The sequence below is a fragment of the Anaerocolumna xylanovorans DSM 12503 genome (assembly GCF_900143645.1).
In the GTDB taxonomy this organism is placed as follows: Bacteria; Bacillota; Clostridia; order Lachnospirales; family Lachnospiraceae; genus Anaerocolumna; species Anaerocolumna xylanovorans.
Genome location: NZ_FRFD01000005.1, coordinates 438,111 through 454,473 on the forward strand (window position 1 = coordinate 438,111; position 16,363 = coordinate 454,473).

General features: G+C 40.7%; 16 protein-coding genes and 1 other annotated feature. Of the genes, 12 read left to right on the top strand and 4 right to left on the bottom strand.

The window, feature by feature from the left end; genetic code table 11:
- Positions 1–2: 2 nt before the first annotated feature.
- The 5 genes from pfkA to BUF11_RS10315 all read left to right on the top strand — a co-directional run bounded on the left by pfkA (position 3) and on the right by BUF11_RS10315 (position 5,272).
- On the top strand, positions 3–977 hold the full coding sequence (gene pfkA / locus BUF11_RS10295) for a 6-phosphofructokinase (RefSeq protein ID WP_073588743.1): 975 nt from the start codon (positions 3–5) through the stop codon (positions 975–977).
- Positions 978–1,105: 128 nt separating this feature from the next.
- On the top strand, positions 1,106–2,860 hold the full coding sequence (locus BUF11_RS10300) for an ABC transporter ATP-binding protein (RefSeq protein WP_073588744.1): 1,755 nt from the start codon (positions 1,106–1,108) through the stop codon (positions 2,858–2,860).
- Between the two features lie 75 nt (positions 2,861–2,935).
- Entirely contained in the window at positions 2,936–3,721 is a 786-nt protein-coding gene (locus BUF11_RS10305) for a Cof-type HAD-IIB family hydrolase (RefSeq protein WP_073588745.1), read from the top strand.
- Positions 3,722–3,875: 154 nt separating this feature from the next.
- A complete protein-coding gene (locus BUF11_RS10310; RefSeq protein WP_073588746.1) occupies positions 3,876–4,391 on the top strand; it encodes a sigma-70 family RNA polymerase sigma factor in 516 nt (171 codons plus the stop codon).
- Between the two features lie 2 nt (positions 4,392–4,393).
- Positions 4,394–5,272, top strand: coding sequence for a hypothetical protein (locus BUF11_RS10315; RefSeq protein WP_073588747.1), 879 nt, complete (start codon positions 4,394–4,396; stop codon positions 5,270–5,272).
- Between the two features lie 43 nt (positions 5,273–5,315).
- On the opposite strand, the gene BUF11_RS10320 is transcribed toward BUF11_RS10315, so the two are convergent.
- Positions 5,316–5,582 carry a hypothetical protein gene (locus BUF11_RS10320; protein WP_073588748.1) on the bottom strand — a complete coding sequence of 89 codons (267 nt, stop codon included), beginning with the start codon at positions 5,580–5,582 and terminating at the stop codon, positions 5,316–5,318.
- Positions 5,583–5,891: 309 nt separating this feature from the next.
- On the opposite strand from BUF11_RS10320, the gene sfsA reads away from it, so the two are divergent.
- From sfsA to BUF11_RS10350, 6 genes are all read left to right on the top strand, one after another.
- Positions 5,892–6,575, top strand: a complete 684-nt coding sequence (sfsA, locus tag BUF11_RS10325; RefSeq protein WP_073588749.1) for a DNA/RNA nuclease SfsA — start codon at positions 5,892–5,894, stop codon at positions 6,573–6,575.
- A 57-nt stretch (positions 6,576–6,632) separates the two neighbouring features.
- Positions 6,633–7,025 (top strand): bacteriohemerythrin, encoded by a 393-nt coding sequence (locus BUF11_RS10330; protein WP_073588750.1) that lies wholly within the window; start codon positions 6,633–6,635, stop codon positions 7,023–7,025.
- Positions 7,026–7,055: 30 nt separating this feature from the next.
- Positions 7,056–8,270, top strand: a complete 1,215-nt coding sequence (locus BUF11_RS10335; protein WP_073588751.1) for a glycosyltransferase family 4 protein — start codon at positions 7,056–7,058, stop codon at positions 8,268–8,270.
- Positions 8,271–8,368: 98 nt separating this feature from the next.
- Positions 8,369–8,568: a binding site (T-box leader), on the top strand.
- Positions 8,569–8,832: 264 nt separating this feature from the next.
- Positions 8,833–10,791, top strand: coding sequence for a threonine--tRNA ligase (gene thrS / locus BUF11_RS10340; RefSeq protein WP_073588752.1), 1,959 nt, complete (start codon positions 8,833–8,835; stop codon positions 10,789–10,791).
- A 211-nt stretch (positions 10,792–11,002) separates the two neighbouring features.
- Positions 11,003–11,836, top strand: a complete 834-nt coding sequence (locus BUF11_RS10345) for a deoxyribonuclease IV (protein WP_073588753.1) — start codon at positions 11,003–11,005, stop codon at positions 11,834–11,836.
- A gap of 115 nt (positions 11,837–11,951) precedes the next feature.
- Complete coding sequence (locus BUF11_RS10350) at positions 11,952–13,541, top strand: peptide chain release factor 3 (RefSeq protein ID WP_073588754.1); 1,590 nt, start codon at positions 11,952–11,954, stop codon at positions 13,539–13,541.
- An 86-nt stretch (positions 13,542–13,627) separates the two neighbouring features.
- Here BUF11_RS10350 and BUF11_RS10355 read toward each other — a convergent pair whose 3' ends face one another.
- From BUF11_RS10355 to BUF11_RS10365, 3 genes are read right to left on the bottom strand one after another with little or no spacing between them, the layout of a single operon-like run.
- Complete coding sequence (locus tag BUF11_RS10355; RefSeq protein WP_073588755.1) at positions 13,628–14,266, bottom strand: NADPH-dependent FMN reductase family protein; 639 nt, start codon at positions 14,264–14,266, stop codon at positions 13,628–13,630.
- Complete coding sequence (locus BUF11_RS10360) at positions 14,263–14,766, bottom strand: flavodoxin family protein (protein ID WP_073588756.1); 504 nt, start codon at positions 14,764–14,766, stop codon at positions 14,263–14,265. Before BUF11_RS10360 ends, BUF11_RS10355 begins: the two co-directional genes overlap by 4 nt.
- Before the next feature lie 12 nt (positions 14,767–14,778).
- Complete coding sequence (locus BUF11_RS10365; protein WP_073588757.1) at positions 14,779–15,345, bottom strand: TetR/AcrR family transcriptional regulator; 567 nt, start codon at positions 15,343–15,345, stop codon at positions 14,779–14,781.
- 492 nt (positions 15,346–15,837) lie between these two features.
- Between BUF11_RS10365 and infC the strand changes: the two genes are divergently transcribed.
- Positions 15,838–16,332 (top strand): translation initiation factor IF-3, encoded by a 495-nt coding sequence (infC, locus tag BUF11_RS10370; protein ID WP_073588758.1) that lies wholly within the window; start codon positions 15,838–15,840, stop codon positions 16,330–16,332.
- Positions 16,333–16,363 lie beyond the last annotated feature (31 nt).

Genomic DNA, 16,363 nt, shown 5'->3' on the forward strand with positions numbered 1-16,363 from the left:
ATATGGCAAAAGAGATTAAGACAATAGGAGTACTGACAAGTGGCGGAGATGCCCCCGGAATGAATGCAGCAATCAGAGCTGTAGTCAGAACTGCATTGGCTAACGGATTAAAGGTTAAAGGAATACGCAGAGGATTCAGCGGCCTGTTGGAAGAAGATATTGTGGATATGGACGGAAAGAGTGTATCCGATACGATACAACGCGGCGGCACTATTCTTTATACTGCCAGAAGTAAGGAATTTATGACTTCGGAAGGACAGGATAAAGGAGCTGAAATCTGCAGAAAGCATGGCATTGACGGTGTAGTTGTTATCGGAGGAGACGGTTCCTTCCAGGGAGCAGAAAAGCTTGCCGCAAGAGGTATTAACACTATTGGACTTCCGGGAACAATTGACCTTGATATTTCTTGTACCGATTATACCATCGGATTTGATACGGCAGTAAATACTGCTATGGAGGCTATTGATAAGGTAAGAGATACCTCAACATCCCATGAAAGATGCAGTATCATTGAAGTCATGGGAAGAAATGCCGGTTATATTGCTTTGTGGTGCGGAATAGCCAACGGAGCAGAGGATATCCTGATTACGGAAAGATATGACCACAACGAACAGAACATCATTGATAATATTATCCATAGGAAGCAGATTGGTAAAACACACCATATCATTGTAAATGCAGAAGGTATCGGTGATTCCTACGGAATGGCCAAGCGAATCGAAGCTGCTACCGGAATTGAAACGAGAGCAACAATAATCGGCCATATCCAGCGTGGAGGAAGTCCTACCTGCAGAGACAGAGTTTATGCCTCTATCATGGGTTCCCTTGCCGTTGATTTACTTTGCAAAGGTGCCAGCAACCGTGTGGTAGGTTACAGAGACGGTGAATTCGTTGATTATGACATCAAAGAAGCTCTGGCTATGAGCAAGGATATCGATCAGTATATGTATGACATGGCAAAGAGGTTATCCAGATAATCTATCTAAACAAATCTAAGCCTGACCAGTTAGCACTTTCTAAAATTAGGTGTTGCAAAGGGGTCAGGCTTTTATTATGATTAAAGTGAAATAAACTTAATTTATAATGGAAAGGCACAGGTAAATAAATGAATTCCCGAGCAAAAAAGTTTTTATCCTACTATAAACCATATAAGGGATTGTTTCTTTCGGATATGTTTTTCGCACTTACGGCAGCAGCCATATCTCTTGTGTATCCCTTAATCGTAAGATACATAACAAATGACCTTTTGGGAAAATATGATATATCACAGATTTTCTCCACAATTATAAAGCTTGCATTAGTTATGATAGGGTTGGCTATACTTGAATTTGTATCCAACTTCTATATCGCCTACCAGGGGCATGTTATGGGAGCAAAAATGGAATATGATATGCGAAACGATATCTTTGAGCATTATCAGAAGCTTTCCTTTAATTTCTATGATAACCAGAAAACCGGGCAGCTTATGTCCAGAATAACCAATGATTTATTCGATATCACAGAGCTATGCCATCACGGTCCGGAGGATATTGTAATATCCATTATCAAATTCGTGGGTGCTTTTGTTATTTTGATACAGATAAATCTTCCTATTACGATTATTGTGTTTGCCTTTATCCCCATCATGTTTACCTTTGCTTATCATATGCAGCATAAGATGAACAAGGCTTTTCGCAGGAACAGAGACAGGATATCAGAAATTAATGCCCAGATAGAAGATAACTTATCCGGTATTCGTGTGGTAAAATCCTTTGCCAATGAAAAACGTGAAATTGACAAGTTCCATGATGGAAATATGCGTTTTGTAGAGAGTAAGAGAGACAGTTACTGGCAGATGGCAACCTTTCATTCAGGGCTTGGCATGTGTACGACTTTTATTAATATCGCTGTTATCGTGGGCGGTTCAGTCTTTATCGCAAAGGATATTATTGCTCTTTCAGATCTCTTAACTTTCCTGCTCTACATCAATAATATCATAGAACCCGTAAGAAAGCTCATTAACTTCACGGAGCAGTTCCAGAACGGTATTACCGGATTTGACCGCTTTATGGAGATTATGGAGATACAGCCGGATATCGTGGACAAGAAAGAAGCGGTGAACTTAAAGGATGTAAAGGGAAACATTGAGTTTAAAAACGTTTCTTTCAAATATAATGAAACAAAATCCGAGGTATTCCGAAATATTGATTTAAAGGTGGGCGCTGGTGATTATGTGGCACTTGTCGGTCCCTCCGGTGTGGGGAAAACCACCCTTTGCAGTCTCATTCCAAGATTCTATGAAGTGGCAGACGGAGAAATTCTTCTGGATGGAAAGGATGTAAGAGATATAAAGCTTCGTTCCTTAAGAAAAAATATCGGTATTGTGCAGCAGGAGGTATACCTTTTTGCCGGAAACGTTATGGACAATATCCGTTATGGCAAACTGGAAGCAACGGATGAGGAAATTATAGAAGCTGCTAAAAATGCCAATGCCCATGAATTTATTATGGAATTGCCGGACGGTTATAATACCTATATCGGGCAGAGAGGTGTGAAATTATCAGGAGGACAGAAGCAGCGTATCAGTATTGCAAGAGTCTTTTTAAAGAATCCGCCGGTATTGATCTTTGACGAGGCAACCTCTGCACTTGACAATGAAAGCGAAAAGATCGTTCAGGAATCTTTAGAAAAGCTTGCTAAAAACAGAACTACCTTTGTAATTGCCCACAGGCTTTCTACCATACGCAATGCCGGTAATATTATTGTGCTTACGGAGGAGGGCATCGCAGAAAGAGGCAGCCACGAGGAATTGCTGAAAGAAGACGGAGTATATGCAGGACTTTATAAACTCACACAGAATTCAGAGAAGGCATTTGTTTAGAGGTGCATCATAAGATTCACTTTCTATTTGAGCAGTACCGCAAGCAGGCTTGCGGTATGCACGAAAGAGGTTAAAATGGACAGAAAAATAATATTTTTTGATATAGACGGTACACTCTATGACCAGGAGGTGGGGGTAAGCGAACTTACAAAGCAGGCAATAAAGGAGCTTTTAAGAAAAGGACATATCCCGGTAATCTGTACGGGCAGGGCAAGAGTTATGGTTCCGGATTACCTTATTGATTTGGGATTTCCGGGACTGGTGGCAGGAGCCGGAACCTATGTTGAATACAACAAAAAAGTGATTCACAATAAGGTCATGGGACCGGATGAGGGAGAAGAAACCATAGCTATTCTTAGAGAGTGCGGTATTCATTTTATCCTGGAGGGACCCGAATATATTTATATTGATGAAGCAGATAAGTCAGAAGAGTATCAAGAGGCAGTTGCATTTGCAAAAAAATATACCTGTTCTAAGCTTGGAAATGCTAATAACAAAGATTATGTTATCAATAAGTTCACCTGCTATCCTGCGGCAGGCAGCCGAATGGATATGGCGGATGAGAAGCTGAAAGAAAAGTATCATTTGATTTATCATATTGACGGGAACTTTGAAATGACGCCAAAGGGCTATGACAAATCAACAGGAATACAGATATTTCTTAAACATCTGGGGGCGGACAGGGAAGATACTTATGCTTTTGGAGACAGCACCAATGATACCGAAATGCTATCCTTCGTCCAATATGGTATTGCCATGGGAAACAGCTATCCGGAAGTATTAAAAGCAGCCAAATATAAAACATTATCCATCAAAGAGGATGGAATTTACTACGGACTTAAAAAATTTGGATTAATATAAATAATTGGGGAACTATAATGTGATTTATTTCGTCTAATCTATGATAGTATACGAAGACTGTCCGGATTAGATAGAGGAGCCTAGTAACGAGGTATCCAATCAGAGTTGGATATCCGGGAATGAGGTTATCATCGTATATTAGGGGGACACTTAAATGTACCAGGAAAACCAAGAGGTCTATGATATCGAGGCCTTGATGAGAAAGTATGGTAATGATGTTTTGCGGACAGCTTATATGTACGTAAAAGACAGTCATCTGGCAGAGGATATCTTTCAGGAGGTATTTATAAAAGTAAACCAGAAACTTCACACCTTTCAGGGGGAGAGCAGTATAAAAACCTGGATCATTCGAATAACGATCAATGCCTGCAAAGATTATATAAAAAGCGCATGGAACCAGAAAGTGACACAACTGACCGAAGTGCACGAAAATACACTGGCCGGAGAAGATGATTACCGGGCCGTTGAACAGGCAGATGAAAGCAGGATGGTAAGAGACGCAGTAATTAATCTGCCTCAGAAATACAAGGATGTGCTTTTGTGTGTATATTATCAGGATATGACGGTTACAGAAGCCGCAAAGCTTTTAGGAATAGCGGAAGGAACTGCAAAAAGCCGTTTATCCAGAGCGAAAGAGAAGCTAAGGCTTAGCCTTGAAGGGAGGATATGACAATGGAAAAGAAAATAACTGGCAAAAATCCTTCACCTGACAGGGATGATATGGAATTAAAAAGACATTTAGAAGCAGCTTTTGAAACGGATAACTTTGTCGTATCCGAAGACCTGATTCAAAGGACACTTTCAAGAATCAGAGAAGCTGGGACTTTTGATACGGATAATGCAGCAGAGGATGCACAGAAGAAAAAGAGATTTCCTGTCAAAAGGTTTGCAGGAGCCGCCGCTGCAGTTTTTATCCTGGCAACGGCAGTATGGGCTTACCAAAACAATATGACCGGAGAAAAAATGGACAGCGGTTCTCTGACCGCACAAGATAAAAGTTATACTATGCAGGCGATAGAAAGTGCAGAGCCTTCCCAGACAGCTGATGCAGGTACCGGCGATAATGGAAGCGCAAGTCCTAAAGCCGCGGAAGGTACCGCTGGCAATGCAGACCAGACTACCGGTGCAGATGAGAGGAAGGATATTAGTTTTAGTATGGCAAAGGAGGCACCTGGTACCGGAACAGATTTGCCGTCTTTAAAAGGTGCGGACTCCTCCATAACAGTAAGTGCTATTGAGAAGGATGATATACAATCCTTTATTCTGCTGAACCAGGAAGGAAGCCAGCAGCAGATGAGTGTTGACAGTGCCGTGAAGCTGTATGACTTATTGGGAAATTATACAATACAGGCTGCCGATACAAAACCGTCAGGAAAGTATGTATATTGCTTTGTGGTAACAAGCAAAGAGGAAAAGAAGGTTACTTATCAATTCTATAAGAATAGTATATTAGATGTTACAGATGAACGTGCAGAAGATGACACAGTTACTTACACAGTTACTCGTGGAGAGGACTTGTTAAGTAAGCTGGAAAACCTTATAAAAGAGTAAAAAAAGAAAGGGAATTTACAATTGTAAATTCCCTTTCTTGCTGTCATTTTTCTGTTGAAGGTTTTTCTTCCTCATCCCCGGTGCTTGCTGTCTCTCCGGAGGTAATATTTATAGAGACATATTCTCTAGTCTCCTTTTTGTCAGAGGAGGGAGTATCTTCTTCCGCGTCGAAGTCTTCAAAGTCGTCTTCAAAATCATCGAAATCATCATCGGAATCCTTATTTAAGATGTTTTTGTAAAGATAATAAGCACCGCAGGCCAATGTAGCGACGGAGACAGTACCAAATAAAAATTTACCAAATTTCTTCATAATGAACATACTTCCTTTCGTTTTACAGTATATGCATATGCTTATCAAAATTATACACATAGAGAGATACTAATCTGGCATTTTCAATATTCATTATAAGACAAGTTGGTATAAAAGAAAAGTAAAATTTGCTAATTAAAATAGATATTGCCGGGAAATTGCAGAGATGCTATAATGGAGGACGCATAGGAAAATTTAGAAAAATGGTGCCAGGACAGAAAGAAGGATTATTGTGAAAAATAAAAAGCTTTTTTCACTTTTGATTTGGGCAGTTTCGCAAGTAAACTTGCGAAATGCATGGGGGTTAGCGTGAGATATAATAGTATTAAGAAAGGTATTTTTGTTTCACGGCCCAACCGTTTTATCGCATATGTAGAAATTGACGGGGAGACTGTAAAATGCCACGTCAAAAATACAGGGCGCTGTAAGGAGCTTTTAATACCTGGAGTTACTGTCTACCTGGAAGAAGCCCTTAATCCTAAACGCAGCACCAGATATTCGTTAATAGCCGTACAAAAAGGCATACATCTCATTAACATGGACTCACAGGCGCCCAATAAAGTGGTTTATGAGTGGCTTAAGGAAGGAAATCTTTTAAAGGACACTCTAAAGATAAAGCCTGAACAGGTATATAAGAATTCCAGATTTGATTTTTATCTGGAAACATCCGGAAAGAAAATATTTATGGAGGTGAAAGGCGTAACGCTGGAAGAGGAAGGGACAGTACTTTTCCCGGATGCTCCTACCGAGAGGGGAGTCAAGCATATCCGAGAGCTGTGTGAGTGTCTACAGGAAGGATATGATGCATATATTTTATTTGTCGTACAAATGGAAGCTGCAAAATATTTTAAGCCAAATGACAGGACCCATAAAGAATTCGGAGAAGCACTGCGCAGAGCAAATAGCCAGGGTGTAAAAATCATTGCCATGAATTGCATAGTTACGCCAGACAGCCTTAAACTGAAAGAAGAAATTCCGGTAATTCTTGATTAATGTGGAATATTTTTATTAATCAGAAAATGAATATGAAATACCAAAGGAGAAAATGATATGTACGAGATGAAAGATGAATATTATATTGGTGTGGAGAAAATTGATATGCAGCATAAGGAACTATTTCATATCGCAGATGAAGCCTATATGCTGTTGAAAAAAGAATTTGTTGCAGATAAGTTCGACAATATTGTTGCAATTATCGTAAGATTAAAAGAATACGCCATTCAGCATTTTGCAGATGAAGAAGCTTACATGCTAAGCATAGGCTATAAAAAATTCCTGTCCCATAAGACAGAACATGATGATTTTATTGAAAAAGTAAACGGCATTGATTTTGACAGTATGGACCACAATCAGACAGGAACTCTCTTAGACATTATGGAGTTTTTAAATGACTGGCTGGTTCACCATATTCTTGAAAAAGATAAGTTGATTGGAACGTTATAAAGAAAACTCCACATAAGGAGGACAAAAGTTGTGAATATAGGTTTATTTACAGAAACATATTATCCCGAAATCAATGGGGTCGCCAATTCGGTATTCATATTAAAAAGAGAATTAGAAACATTGGGGCATACGGTGTATGTGTTTACTACCACAACACCGGGGGCTCCGGAATACGAATACAATGTTTTTCGCGTGCCAAGCCTTCCCTTTATACTGATTACGGAAAGACGCATCGGAATGTTTTATCAGCCCAAACTGGCAGGAACTATAAAAAAACTGAATCTGGATATTATCCATACCCATACAGAATTTTCCCTGGGCATATTCGGCCGTATCATGGCAAAGGAATTAAAAATCCCCATGATACACACTTATCATACAATATATGAAGATTATACCCATTATCTGACTCATTTTAAGAGCCTTGACGGAAGGGCAAAAGCCTTTGCAAGGATATTCACAAAAGTCTGCTGCAATACGGTAGCCCATGTAATCGTACCTACGGAAAAGGTACGGGAGCTCCTTCAAAAATACAGCGTACACAGGGATATTTCTGTCATACCCACCGGAGTGGATTTAAAGAAATTTGATCCGTTTCTTTATCAGCCGGAAGAAATTAAGCGGTTAAAAGGGGAGTATTCCATTGGGAAAGAGGAAAAGGTTATCCTTTATGTAGGCCGGGTTTCCAGGGAGAAAAACATCATTGAAATCGTCAATGCAATGGAAGGTTACATGAAGGAAAGAAAAACAGTGAAGTTCCTGGTAATAGGAGGGGGGCCGGAAATGGATGAATTACGGTCCAGAACCAGAGCCCTTAAGCTGGAGGACAGAATAATATTTGCCGGTGCAAAGCCCTGGGATAAGATAGGCTTATACTATCAGCTGGGGGATGTGTTTGTAAGTGCTTCTAAGAGCGAGACACAGGGATTAACCTACATTGAAGCCATGGCAGCAGGGCTTCCGGCGGTAGCAAAAGAGGATGACTGCTTAAATGACATTCTGATAGATGGAGTAAACGGATATAAATTCAATAATAAAGAGGAATTAATGAGCGGGCTTGATAAAGTACTCTTCGCAGATAAAATAACTCCTTATGGTGAAAATGCCAGAAAACTTATGCAGAAGTTCTCCACAGAAGCTTTTGGAAAAAGCGTGGAAGCAGTTTATGCGGAAGTATTGGAAGAGAGGCATTCTTCCGAACAGACGGACTATTCAGAAAATAAAAAGATTAATTATCTGTTTTAAGGAAATACCCAAAAGCATTCGTTATGTGTTCGTACCAGACGCCTTAAAATTCCACTTGACAAAAAAAAATGGAATGCTATAATGAGGTTTATCAATAGGAAAATACAATGACGAGAAGAGTAAGATGTGAAATGTTACAGAGAAGGATATGAAGTGCTGAGAATATCCTATCAGGAAGCGTCCGAAGACTACCTCCGAGTGGCTCCAATCCAGCCCGGCCGATACCGTTATCATCAAATGAAGTGGGAATTTACAATCCAATGAGGGTGGAACCGCGAGATATATGCTCGTCCCTTTCGTACTGTTTAAAGCAGCCGAAAGAGATGAGCTTTTTTGATGCTTTTATACAGGTTAGTTGTCAGGAAAGAATTTCAAAAAGTTTGCGCTTGTGAACGTTAAACACAGTTTTAGGAGCGCGGAAATGGAGGATAGGAGTGAAAGAAAATTTAAAAAATGAAAGGATGCCACGAAAAGAATCTTTCACTCTTTTTATTTGTGGCAGTATCGTGTAGCTTGCAAGCAATCTACCGGCAAGCCTGCGATATACAAGTGGGTGTAAATTATGAAGATTACGTTAAAAGACGGTTCGGTAAAAGAATACGAAAGCCAGATGGCAATCATAGACATAGCAAAGGATATCAGTGAAGGCCTGGCTAGAATGGCATGTGCCGCAGAGCTTGACGGTAAGGTGGCAGACCTTAGAACAGTAGTAGACAAAGACAGCCATTTAAGCATTCTGACCTTTGAAGATGAAGGCGGTAAGGCAGCTTACAGGCATACTGCCTCTCACGTACTGGCAGAGGCGGTAAAGCGCCTGTATCCCAGTGCCAAGCTTGCAATCGGTCCTTCTATTGACACCGGATTCTACTATGATTTTGATGTAGAGCCTTTTGACAGGACAGCTCTGGATGAACTGGAAAAGGAAATGAAGAAGATCATCAAGGAAGGTGCCGAGATTAAGCGTTTTACTCTTCCCAGAGAAGAAGCAATCCGCTTTATGGAAGAAAGAAATGAACCCTATAAAGTAGAATTAATCAAGGATTTACCTGAAGGTGAAGAAATCTCTTTCTACAGCCAGGGTGAATTCACAGACCTTTGTGCAGGACCTCACTTAATGAGTACCAAGGGAATCAAGGCAATCAAATTAATTTCCTCCTCAGGTGCTTACTGGAGAGGTTCCGAGAAGAATAAGATGTTAACCAGAGTATATGGAACAGCCTATACCAAGAATGCTGACATGGATGCGTATCTTGAACATCTGGAAGATATCAAGAGACGTGACCACAATAAGCTTGGACGTGAGATGGAACTTTTCACAACAGTGGATGTGATCGGGCAGGGACTTCCCCTTATCATGCCAAATGGTGTGAAGATTATCCAGACACTGCAAAGATGGATTGAGGACGAAGAAGAGAAGAGAGGCTATGTCAGGACCAGGACTCCTTTCATGGCAAAGAGTGATTTATACAAGATATCCGGTCATTGGGATCACTATAAAGAAGGCATGTTTGTCTTAGGTGACGAAGAGAAAGATAAGGAAGTATATGCCCTTCGCCCTATGACATGTCCTTTCCAGTATTATGTATACAAATCTGCACAGAGATCCTACCGTGACCTGCCCTTACGTTACGGCGAGACTTCAACCTTATTCCGTAATGAGGATTCCGGTGAGATGCACGGACTTACCCGTGTCCGCCAGTTCACCATTTCTGAAGGACATTTAATTGTAAGACCTGATCAAATGGATGAAGAGTTCAAAGGCTGTCTTGACCTTGCAAGATACTGCTTAAAGACACTGGGCTTGGAGGAAGACGTAACCTACCGTCTGTCCAAATGGGACCCCAGCAACAAAGAAAAATATATCGGTACGGAAGAAATCTGGGAAGAGACCCAGGGAAGAATCCGTAATGTATTAACGGAATTAAACATTCCTTTTACCGAAGCAGACGGAGAAGCTGCCTTCTATGGTCCGAAGGTAGATATTCAGGCAAAGAATGTATACGGTAAGGAAGATACGATGATAACCATCCAGTGGGATGCTATCATAGCAGAACAGTTTGATATGTACTATATTGACCAGAACGGTGAAAAGAAACGTCCATATATTATCCACAGAACCAGTCTGGGCTGCTATGAAAGAACACTTGCCTGGCTTATTGAAAAGTATGCAGGGCAGTTCCCTACCTGGCTGTGCCCGGAGCCGGTAAGAGTGCTTCCTATCTCCGAGAAATATCATGAGTATGCAAAGAAGGTAGAAGCAGAGCTAAAAGACAACGGAGTTCGCTGCAGTGTTGACGAACGTGCGGAGAAAATCGGTTATAAGATCCGCGAAGCCAGACTTGACCGTGTTCCTTACCTGTTGGTGGTAGGACAAAAAGAAGAAGAGGAAGGCCTTGTATCCGTAAGAAGCCGTTACCTTGGGGATGAAGGACAGAAGGAACTTTCCGTTTTCGTTAATGATATCTGCAAGGAAATCAGAACAAAAGAAATCAGAAAGATTGAAGTAGAGCAGCAGGCATAAAGCAGTTGCTTTGTTATAGCAGGAATTGCTTCAAAGGGAAGCGTTAAGTAAAGAGGTTCTATATTTTTCCTCTGACACAGGTTGAAAGTACTTGAAAAGCCTTTCGCCTATGCAGGGAGAAATGTATAGAACTTCTTTTGGCATAAAATTCATTTGGAAGAAACCTCGTATACATCAAGACTATAAGCAAATGTAGAAAGCGGATAAGAAAATGTTAAAAATAGGAACACATTTATCAGTAGCAAAAGGTTATGAAAGAATGGGTAAAGATGCCCTTTTGATAGGGGCTAATACCCTGCAGTTTTTTGCACGTAATCCAAGAGGAGCGAAAGCAAAGGTCCCGGATTATATAGATATGTCCAAATTCAAAGAGCTGATGGAAAAGAACAATTTTACGACAATCATGGCCCATGCACCCTATACCCTGAATGCCTGCTCTTCCAATAGTCATCTTAGAGAGCTGTCTGCCCGGATGTTTGCAGAAGACCTTGAGCGGATGGAATATTTTCCGGGGAGTTTCTATAATTTCCATCCGGGAAGCCGTTTAGGACAGGAGGAAGAAGAGGCAATAAAGCAGATTGCTGATATGCTGAATCAGGTGATGTCTAAGGACATGCATACGACAGTTCTCTTAGAAACCATGGCGGGAAAGGGAAGCGAGATGGGAAGGCGCTTTGAAGAGATACAGGAAGTGCTCAAGCGTGTACGCTTACAGGATAAGGTCGGAGTCTGCATGGATGCCTGCCATATGTGGAATGCCGGCTATGATGTGGCAGAAGAGCTTGATAAAGTAGTGGAGGAATTTGACCGGGTAATAGGAATTCAGAAACTAAAGGCCTTTCATCTTAACGACAGCATGGATGGCAGAGGCGACCATAAGGACAGGCATGCAAGAATCGGCATGGGGAGTATGGGAGCAGAAGCCACAAAAGGCATCATAAATCATCCGAAATTAAAGGACCTGGTATTTATTTTAGAAACTCCTACGGACCTTCCCGGGCACAGGGAAGAGATTGATTTCCTAAAAAGTGCTTATCAATGGTAAATATTATATTTATAATGACCTTGACAAGGAATGGAAATGTATTATATGATTAAGTAGTTTTGAGGCGTTTTCCGCGGGAAAGCTGCCTTAACCCTAGAAAGCTGGAGGAATTGTTTTGGAAGACTATACCAAGGAAATAAATAAAAGACGGACCTTTGCTATCATATCCCATCCCGATGCCGGTAAAACCACATTGACGGAAAAGCTTCTGCTTTATGGAGGCGCCATCAATCTTGCCGGATCTGTAAAGGGAAAGAAAACTGACAGGCATGCCGTGTCCGATTGGATGGAAATAGAAAAACAGCGTGGTATTTCCGTAACCTCGTCTGTTATGCAGTTTAATTACGGTGATTATTGTATTAATATACTGGATACCCCGGGACATCAGGACTTCTCAGAGGATACTTACCGTACTTTGATGGCGGCAGATTCTGCTGTCATGGTAATTGATGCTTCTAAGGGTGTGGAAAACCAGACCAAGAAACTGTTTAAGGTCTGTGTTATGAGAGGAATTCCCATCTTTACGTTCATTAATAAGATGGACCGGGAAGCGAAGGATACCTTTGAATTATTGGATGATATTGAGACAGTTCTGGGAATTAAGACCTGTCCTGTCAATTGGCCTATTGGCTCCGGTAAGAACTTTAAGGGAGTATATGACAGGGAGTCAAAGCACATTCTGCGCTTTTTTGCCGCAAACAGCGGACAAAAGGAAGTAGATACCATAGAGGTGAATTTAGGAGATGAAAGTCTGGATTCCCTTATCGGAAAAGAAAACCACGGCATCTTAAACGAAGAAATAGAGCTTTTAGAGGGTGCCGGAAGCGAATTTGATTTAGATGAGGTAAGGCAGGGAAGATTAACACCGGTTTTCTTTGGTTCTGCCCTCACCAATTTCGGCGTAAAAACCTTTTTAGAGCATTTCTTAAATATGACCACGCCTCCCCTTTCCAGAAAATCCTCCGAAGGTTACGTTGACCCCGCAGAAAATGGATTTTCTGCCTTTGTGTTTAAAATTCAGGCCAATATGAACAAAGCCCACAGAGACAGGATTGCCTTTATGAGAATCTGCTCCGGTAAATTTGAAGCCGGCATGGAAGTAAATCACGTACAGGGAGGCAAAAAAATCAGACTTTCCCAGCCACAGCAATTAATGGCCCAGGAGAGAAAGATTATCGAAGAAGCTTATGCAGGAGATATTATCGGTGTGTTTGACCCGGGTATTTTCTCAATCGGGGATACCCTGTGCTTATCCGATAAAAAGTTTGAGTACGAAGGGATACCTACCTTTTCACCGGAACATTTTGCCAAGGTAAGGCAGGTAGACACCATGAAGAGAAAGCAGTTCCTAAAAGGCGTTACCCAGATAGCCCAGGAAGGTGCTATCCAGATATTCCAGGAGTATAATACCGGAATGGAAGAAATCATTGTCGGTGTGGTTGGCGTACTTCAGTTTGATGTATTGAAGTTCCGCCTGGAATCAGAATATGGTGTGGAAATCCGCTTAGAGCCTCTTGGCTATGAGTATATCCGCTGGATTGAGAACAAGGGATTGGATGCCAGCAAGCTAAATGTTACCGCTGATACCAAGAAAGTAAAGGACTTAAAAGGAAATCCGCTGCTTCTTTTTATACACAACTGGAGTATCCAGACTGTGCTTGACCGTAACAAGGAGCTTAGGCTGTCTGAATTCGGAAGAGATTAATAATATAGAAATTAACCAAAGGGGAAGTCTTATACAAAGCAGCCATATAGGGTATGGATGTTTTGCATAAGACTTCCCTGTATTAACTAAAGCCTTCTTAAGATGTCTTTTTTTCGTAATCCATTCTTTTTAGCTGACTGATTCCAGAAAAAATGAACAGCATTAAATTTCCACGCAAATCTTGGAAAGTTGGGGCTGAATACTATGGTTGCACCGGTATTGTGTGAATTAATAGTATCTGCCAGATGGTTTAGGTTTTCCCCCAGATTCTTTAGGGGACCGTGTCCGAGAGGAACCTTCTCAACAAAATGCATCATTTCACCGGCACCCTGCCCGATTGCCTGCCCGAATTGCAGACCAGTGCGCATACACCAATTCTGCAGGATTTTAATAGCGATATGGTTTTGTTTTCCTTCGTAAAATCCGTTATTAATGATGGCATATACATAAATAGTCTTTTGGCATTCCTTCTTTATATATTCTTCAAGAGTGGCAAGCATTCTGAATAAGTGGGAGGGGATAGCGTCAATATATAGCGGAAATGCAAAAATAAGCGCATCCATACGGCATAGTTCCTGGTATTGTTCGCTGACAAGAGGTTTCTTGCTGATATTGTAATGTGAGATCTCATTTTCGGAACTTATCATTGGCTCAAGTTTTTTGATAAAGAATGACGAAGCACTGTCCTTTGATTTTGGACTTCCGTCTATTATAGCGATTTTCAATGTAATTCCTCCTTTACCGACTGCAGATTATGATAAAAATAAACTCTATTTTCATGGCAATGAAAATTAATACTGTTAGCTGCCACCAATTCCTTTGCAGTTTCCCGCTCCGCTTCGGTTATGTCATTGCCATAAAAATGCACTGACAGGGTAAAGTGGTTATTGTAGCGGTTTTTATGGTGGGTTTCTCCATTCTTATGCATAAAATAGGGAAGCAGAAAAGAAATACTTCTGTCAAGCACATTCCGCACAAAGGGGCTGTAGCTTCCATAAAGGCAGCTGCTGATAATAATAAGTTCATCGCATTTGGATAATAATTGCCCCATATTTCTGTAATCGTCTTTTATCACGCACATCCCAGGCGTTTTAATCCAGCACCCGAAGCATCCAATACAATTTTTAATAGTTCCGTTATCGGAGATAACAGTTGTGTCTGAATCCACCGTCAGGCCCAGTGCTGTAAATTCCTGCGGACTCAAATCATGAATTAGTATTCTCATAATAACCTCCTTCTATTTAATGATATTTATAAAAACCTGCTGCCAGTCTCCGGAATAATGGATGCTGCTATTGGTGAGTAAAGCAACAATACCATGAACCACAGACCAGAGAGAAGCAAGCCCCTCGGGATAGGCTTCTTTTGGCGAGCCATTTTTCTCAAACATTTTATAAGCGGTCGTCCGAAACAAAGCAAAGGGAGGATAATCATCCGGATTCTTCTTGTCAAGATTAATGGTTAATCCGGAATGGTAAAAGAGAAATTGAAAATACTGCGGATTTTCTATGAAAAATTCAATATAAGCCAGGCCAAGTGATGAGACAGCCTCGGTGCCGTCCTCCTTTTCGGCAATAGAGGCCTGCAGTTTATTCATAAACTGTCCTGTTACATATTCGCCCATGGCATTAACAAGGGCATCAATATCTTTGAAGTGGCTGTAAGGGGCAGTGTGGCTTACATTGCATTTTGCTGCAACCTTTCGTAAGGAAAAGCTGTTTAAACCTTCATTATTAATGATTTCAATACCGGCTTCGATAAGTTCGGTCCGCAGATTGCCATGATGATAAGGTTTTTCGCTCAACTGTGTATATCTCCTTTCTGATAAACTTGACACTGTAAAGATTATAATATAGAATCTTTACAGTGTCAAGATATAAGATTATGTATAAATAAATTTAAAATTGTAGATTATGTTTATTGAAATAAAATATATAATAGAAAATAGAGCAAACTATGAAATAATATATTGACATAGCAGAAGAACTATGTTACACTAATAAAGCTTGTGAATTATCTTTATGGTAATTCGACGATACAATAAAGCAGAGTATCCACTCTCACCTTAGCACCGGTTCGTGACTTGGGTTTATATTTCGGAACTGCATTAGTTTGCAGAGAATGACAGTCGGGTAATGAGGAGTTTTCCTTAAGTCAGCTTGGCTTCATATGACGAATAATACGGTGGATAGTCTTTGCTATCCATTTTTTATATGCCCATGTGTCCGGCGGAGCCGGATTACACTAACTTATTATATAAACAAACCTATGGAGGTGCAGTACTATTAGTGAATTAATGATTAACGAGCAGATCAGAGACAAGGAAATCCGTTTAATCGGAGAAGAAGGCGAGCAATTAGGAATCATGCCTGTCAAAGATGCCATGAAGTTAGCCAAGGAAGCAAATCTGGATTTGGTAAAGATTGCTCCTACCGCAAAGCCACCTGTATGTAAGATTATCGATTATGGTAAATACAAGTATGAGCTGGCAAGAAAAGAAAAAGAAGCGAAGAAGAAACAGAAAGTAACTGAAGTAAAGGAAATCCGCTTATCACCCAACATTGATGACAATGACTTAAATACCAAGGCAGGTCAGGCCAGAAAATTCCTGACAAAAGGTGATAAGGTAAAGGTTGCCCTTCGTTTCCGCGGCAGAGAGATGGCACATATGTCTTCCAGTAAACAGATTTTGGATAGTTTCTTTTCAAAGCTTGAAGACATTGCAATCGTTGAAAAACCGGCAAAGTTAGAAGGCAGGAATATGATAATGTTCCTTGCTGAGAAACGTTAATTACACTTGGTAAATTTCCGTGATGCAGGAG

What these genes read in the sequence shown, in the direction of transcription:
- infC (WP_073588758.1), top strand. Translation starts at nt 15,838, where the DNA reads ATGATTAACGAGCAGATCAGAGACAAGGAAATCCGTTTAATCGGAGAA.
- thrS (WP_073588752.1), top strand. Translation starts at nt 8,833, where the DNA reads ATGAAGATTACGTTAAAAGACGGTTCGGTAAAAGAATACGAAAGCCAG.
- BUF11_RS10300 (WP_073588744.1), top strand. Translation starts at nt 1,106, where the DNA reads ATGAATTCCCGAGCAAAAAAGTTTTTATCCTACTATAAACCATATAAG.
- BUF11_RS10345 (WP_073588753.1), top strand. Translation starts at nt 11,003, where the DNA reads ATGTTAAAAATAGGAACACATTTATCAGTAGCAAAAGGTTATGAAAGA.
- BUF11_RS10315 (WP_073588747.1), top strand. Translation starts at nt 4,394, where the DNA reads ATGGAAAAGAAAATAACTGGCAAAAATCCTTCACCTGACAGGGATGAT.
- pfkA (WP_073588743.1), top strand. Translation starts at nt 3, where the DNA reads ATGGCAAAAGAGATTAAGACAATAGGAGTACTGACAAGTGGCGGAGAT.
- BUF11_RS10305 (WP_073588745.1), top strand. Translation starts at nt 2,936, where the DNA reads ATGGACAGAAAAATAATATTTTTTGATATAGACGGTACACTCTATGAC.
- BUF11_RS10330 (WP_073588750.1), top strand. Translation starts at nt 6,633, where the DNA reads ATGTACGAGATGAAAGATGAATATTATATTGGTGTGGAGAAAATTGAT.
- BUF11_RS10320 (WP_073588748.1), bottom strand. Translation starts at nt 5,582, where the DNA reads ATGAAGAAATTTGGTAAATTTTTATTTGGTACTGTCTCCGTCGCTACA.
- BUF11_RS10310 (WP_073588746.1), top strand. Translation starts at nt 3,876, where the DNA reads ATGTACCAGGAAAACCAAGAGGTCTATGATATCGAGGCCTTGATGAGA.
- BUF11_RS10360 (WP_073588756.1), bottom strand. Translation starts at nt 14,766, where the DNA reads ATGAGAATACTAATTCATGATTTGAGTCCGCAGGAATTTACAGCACTG.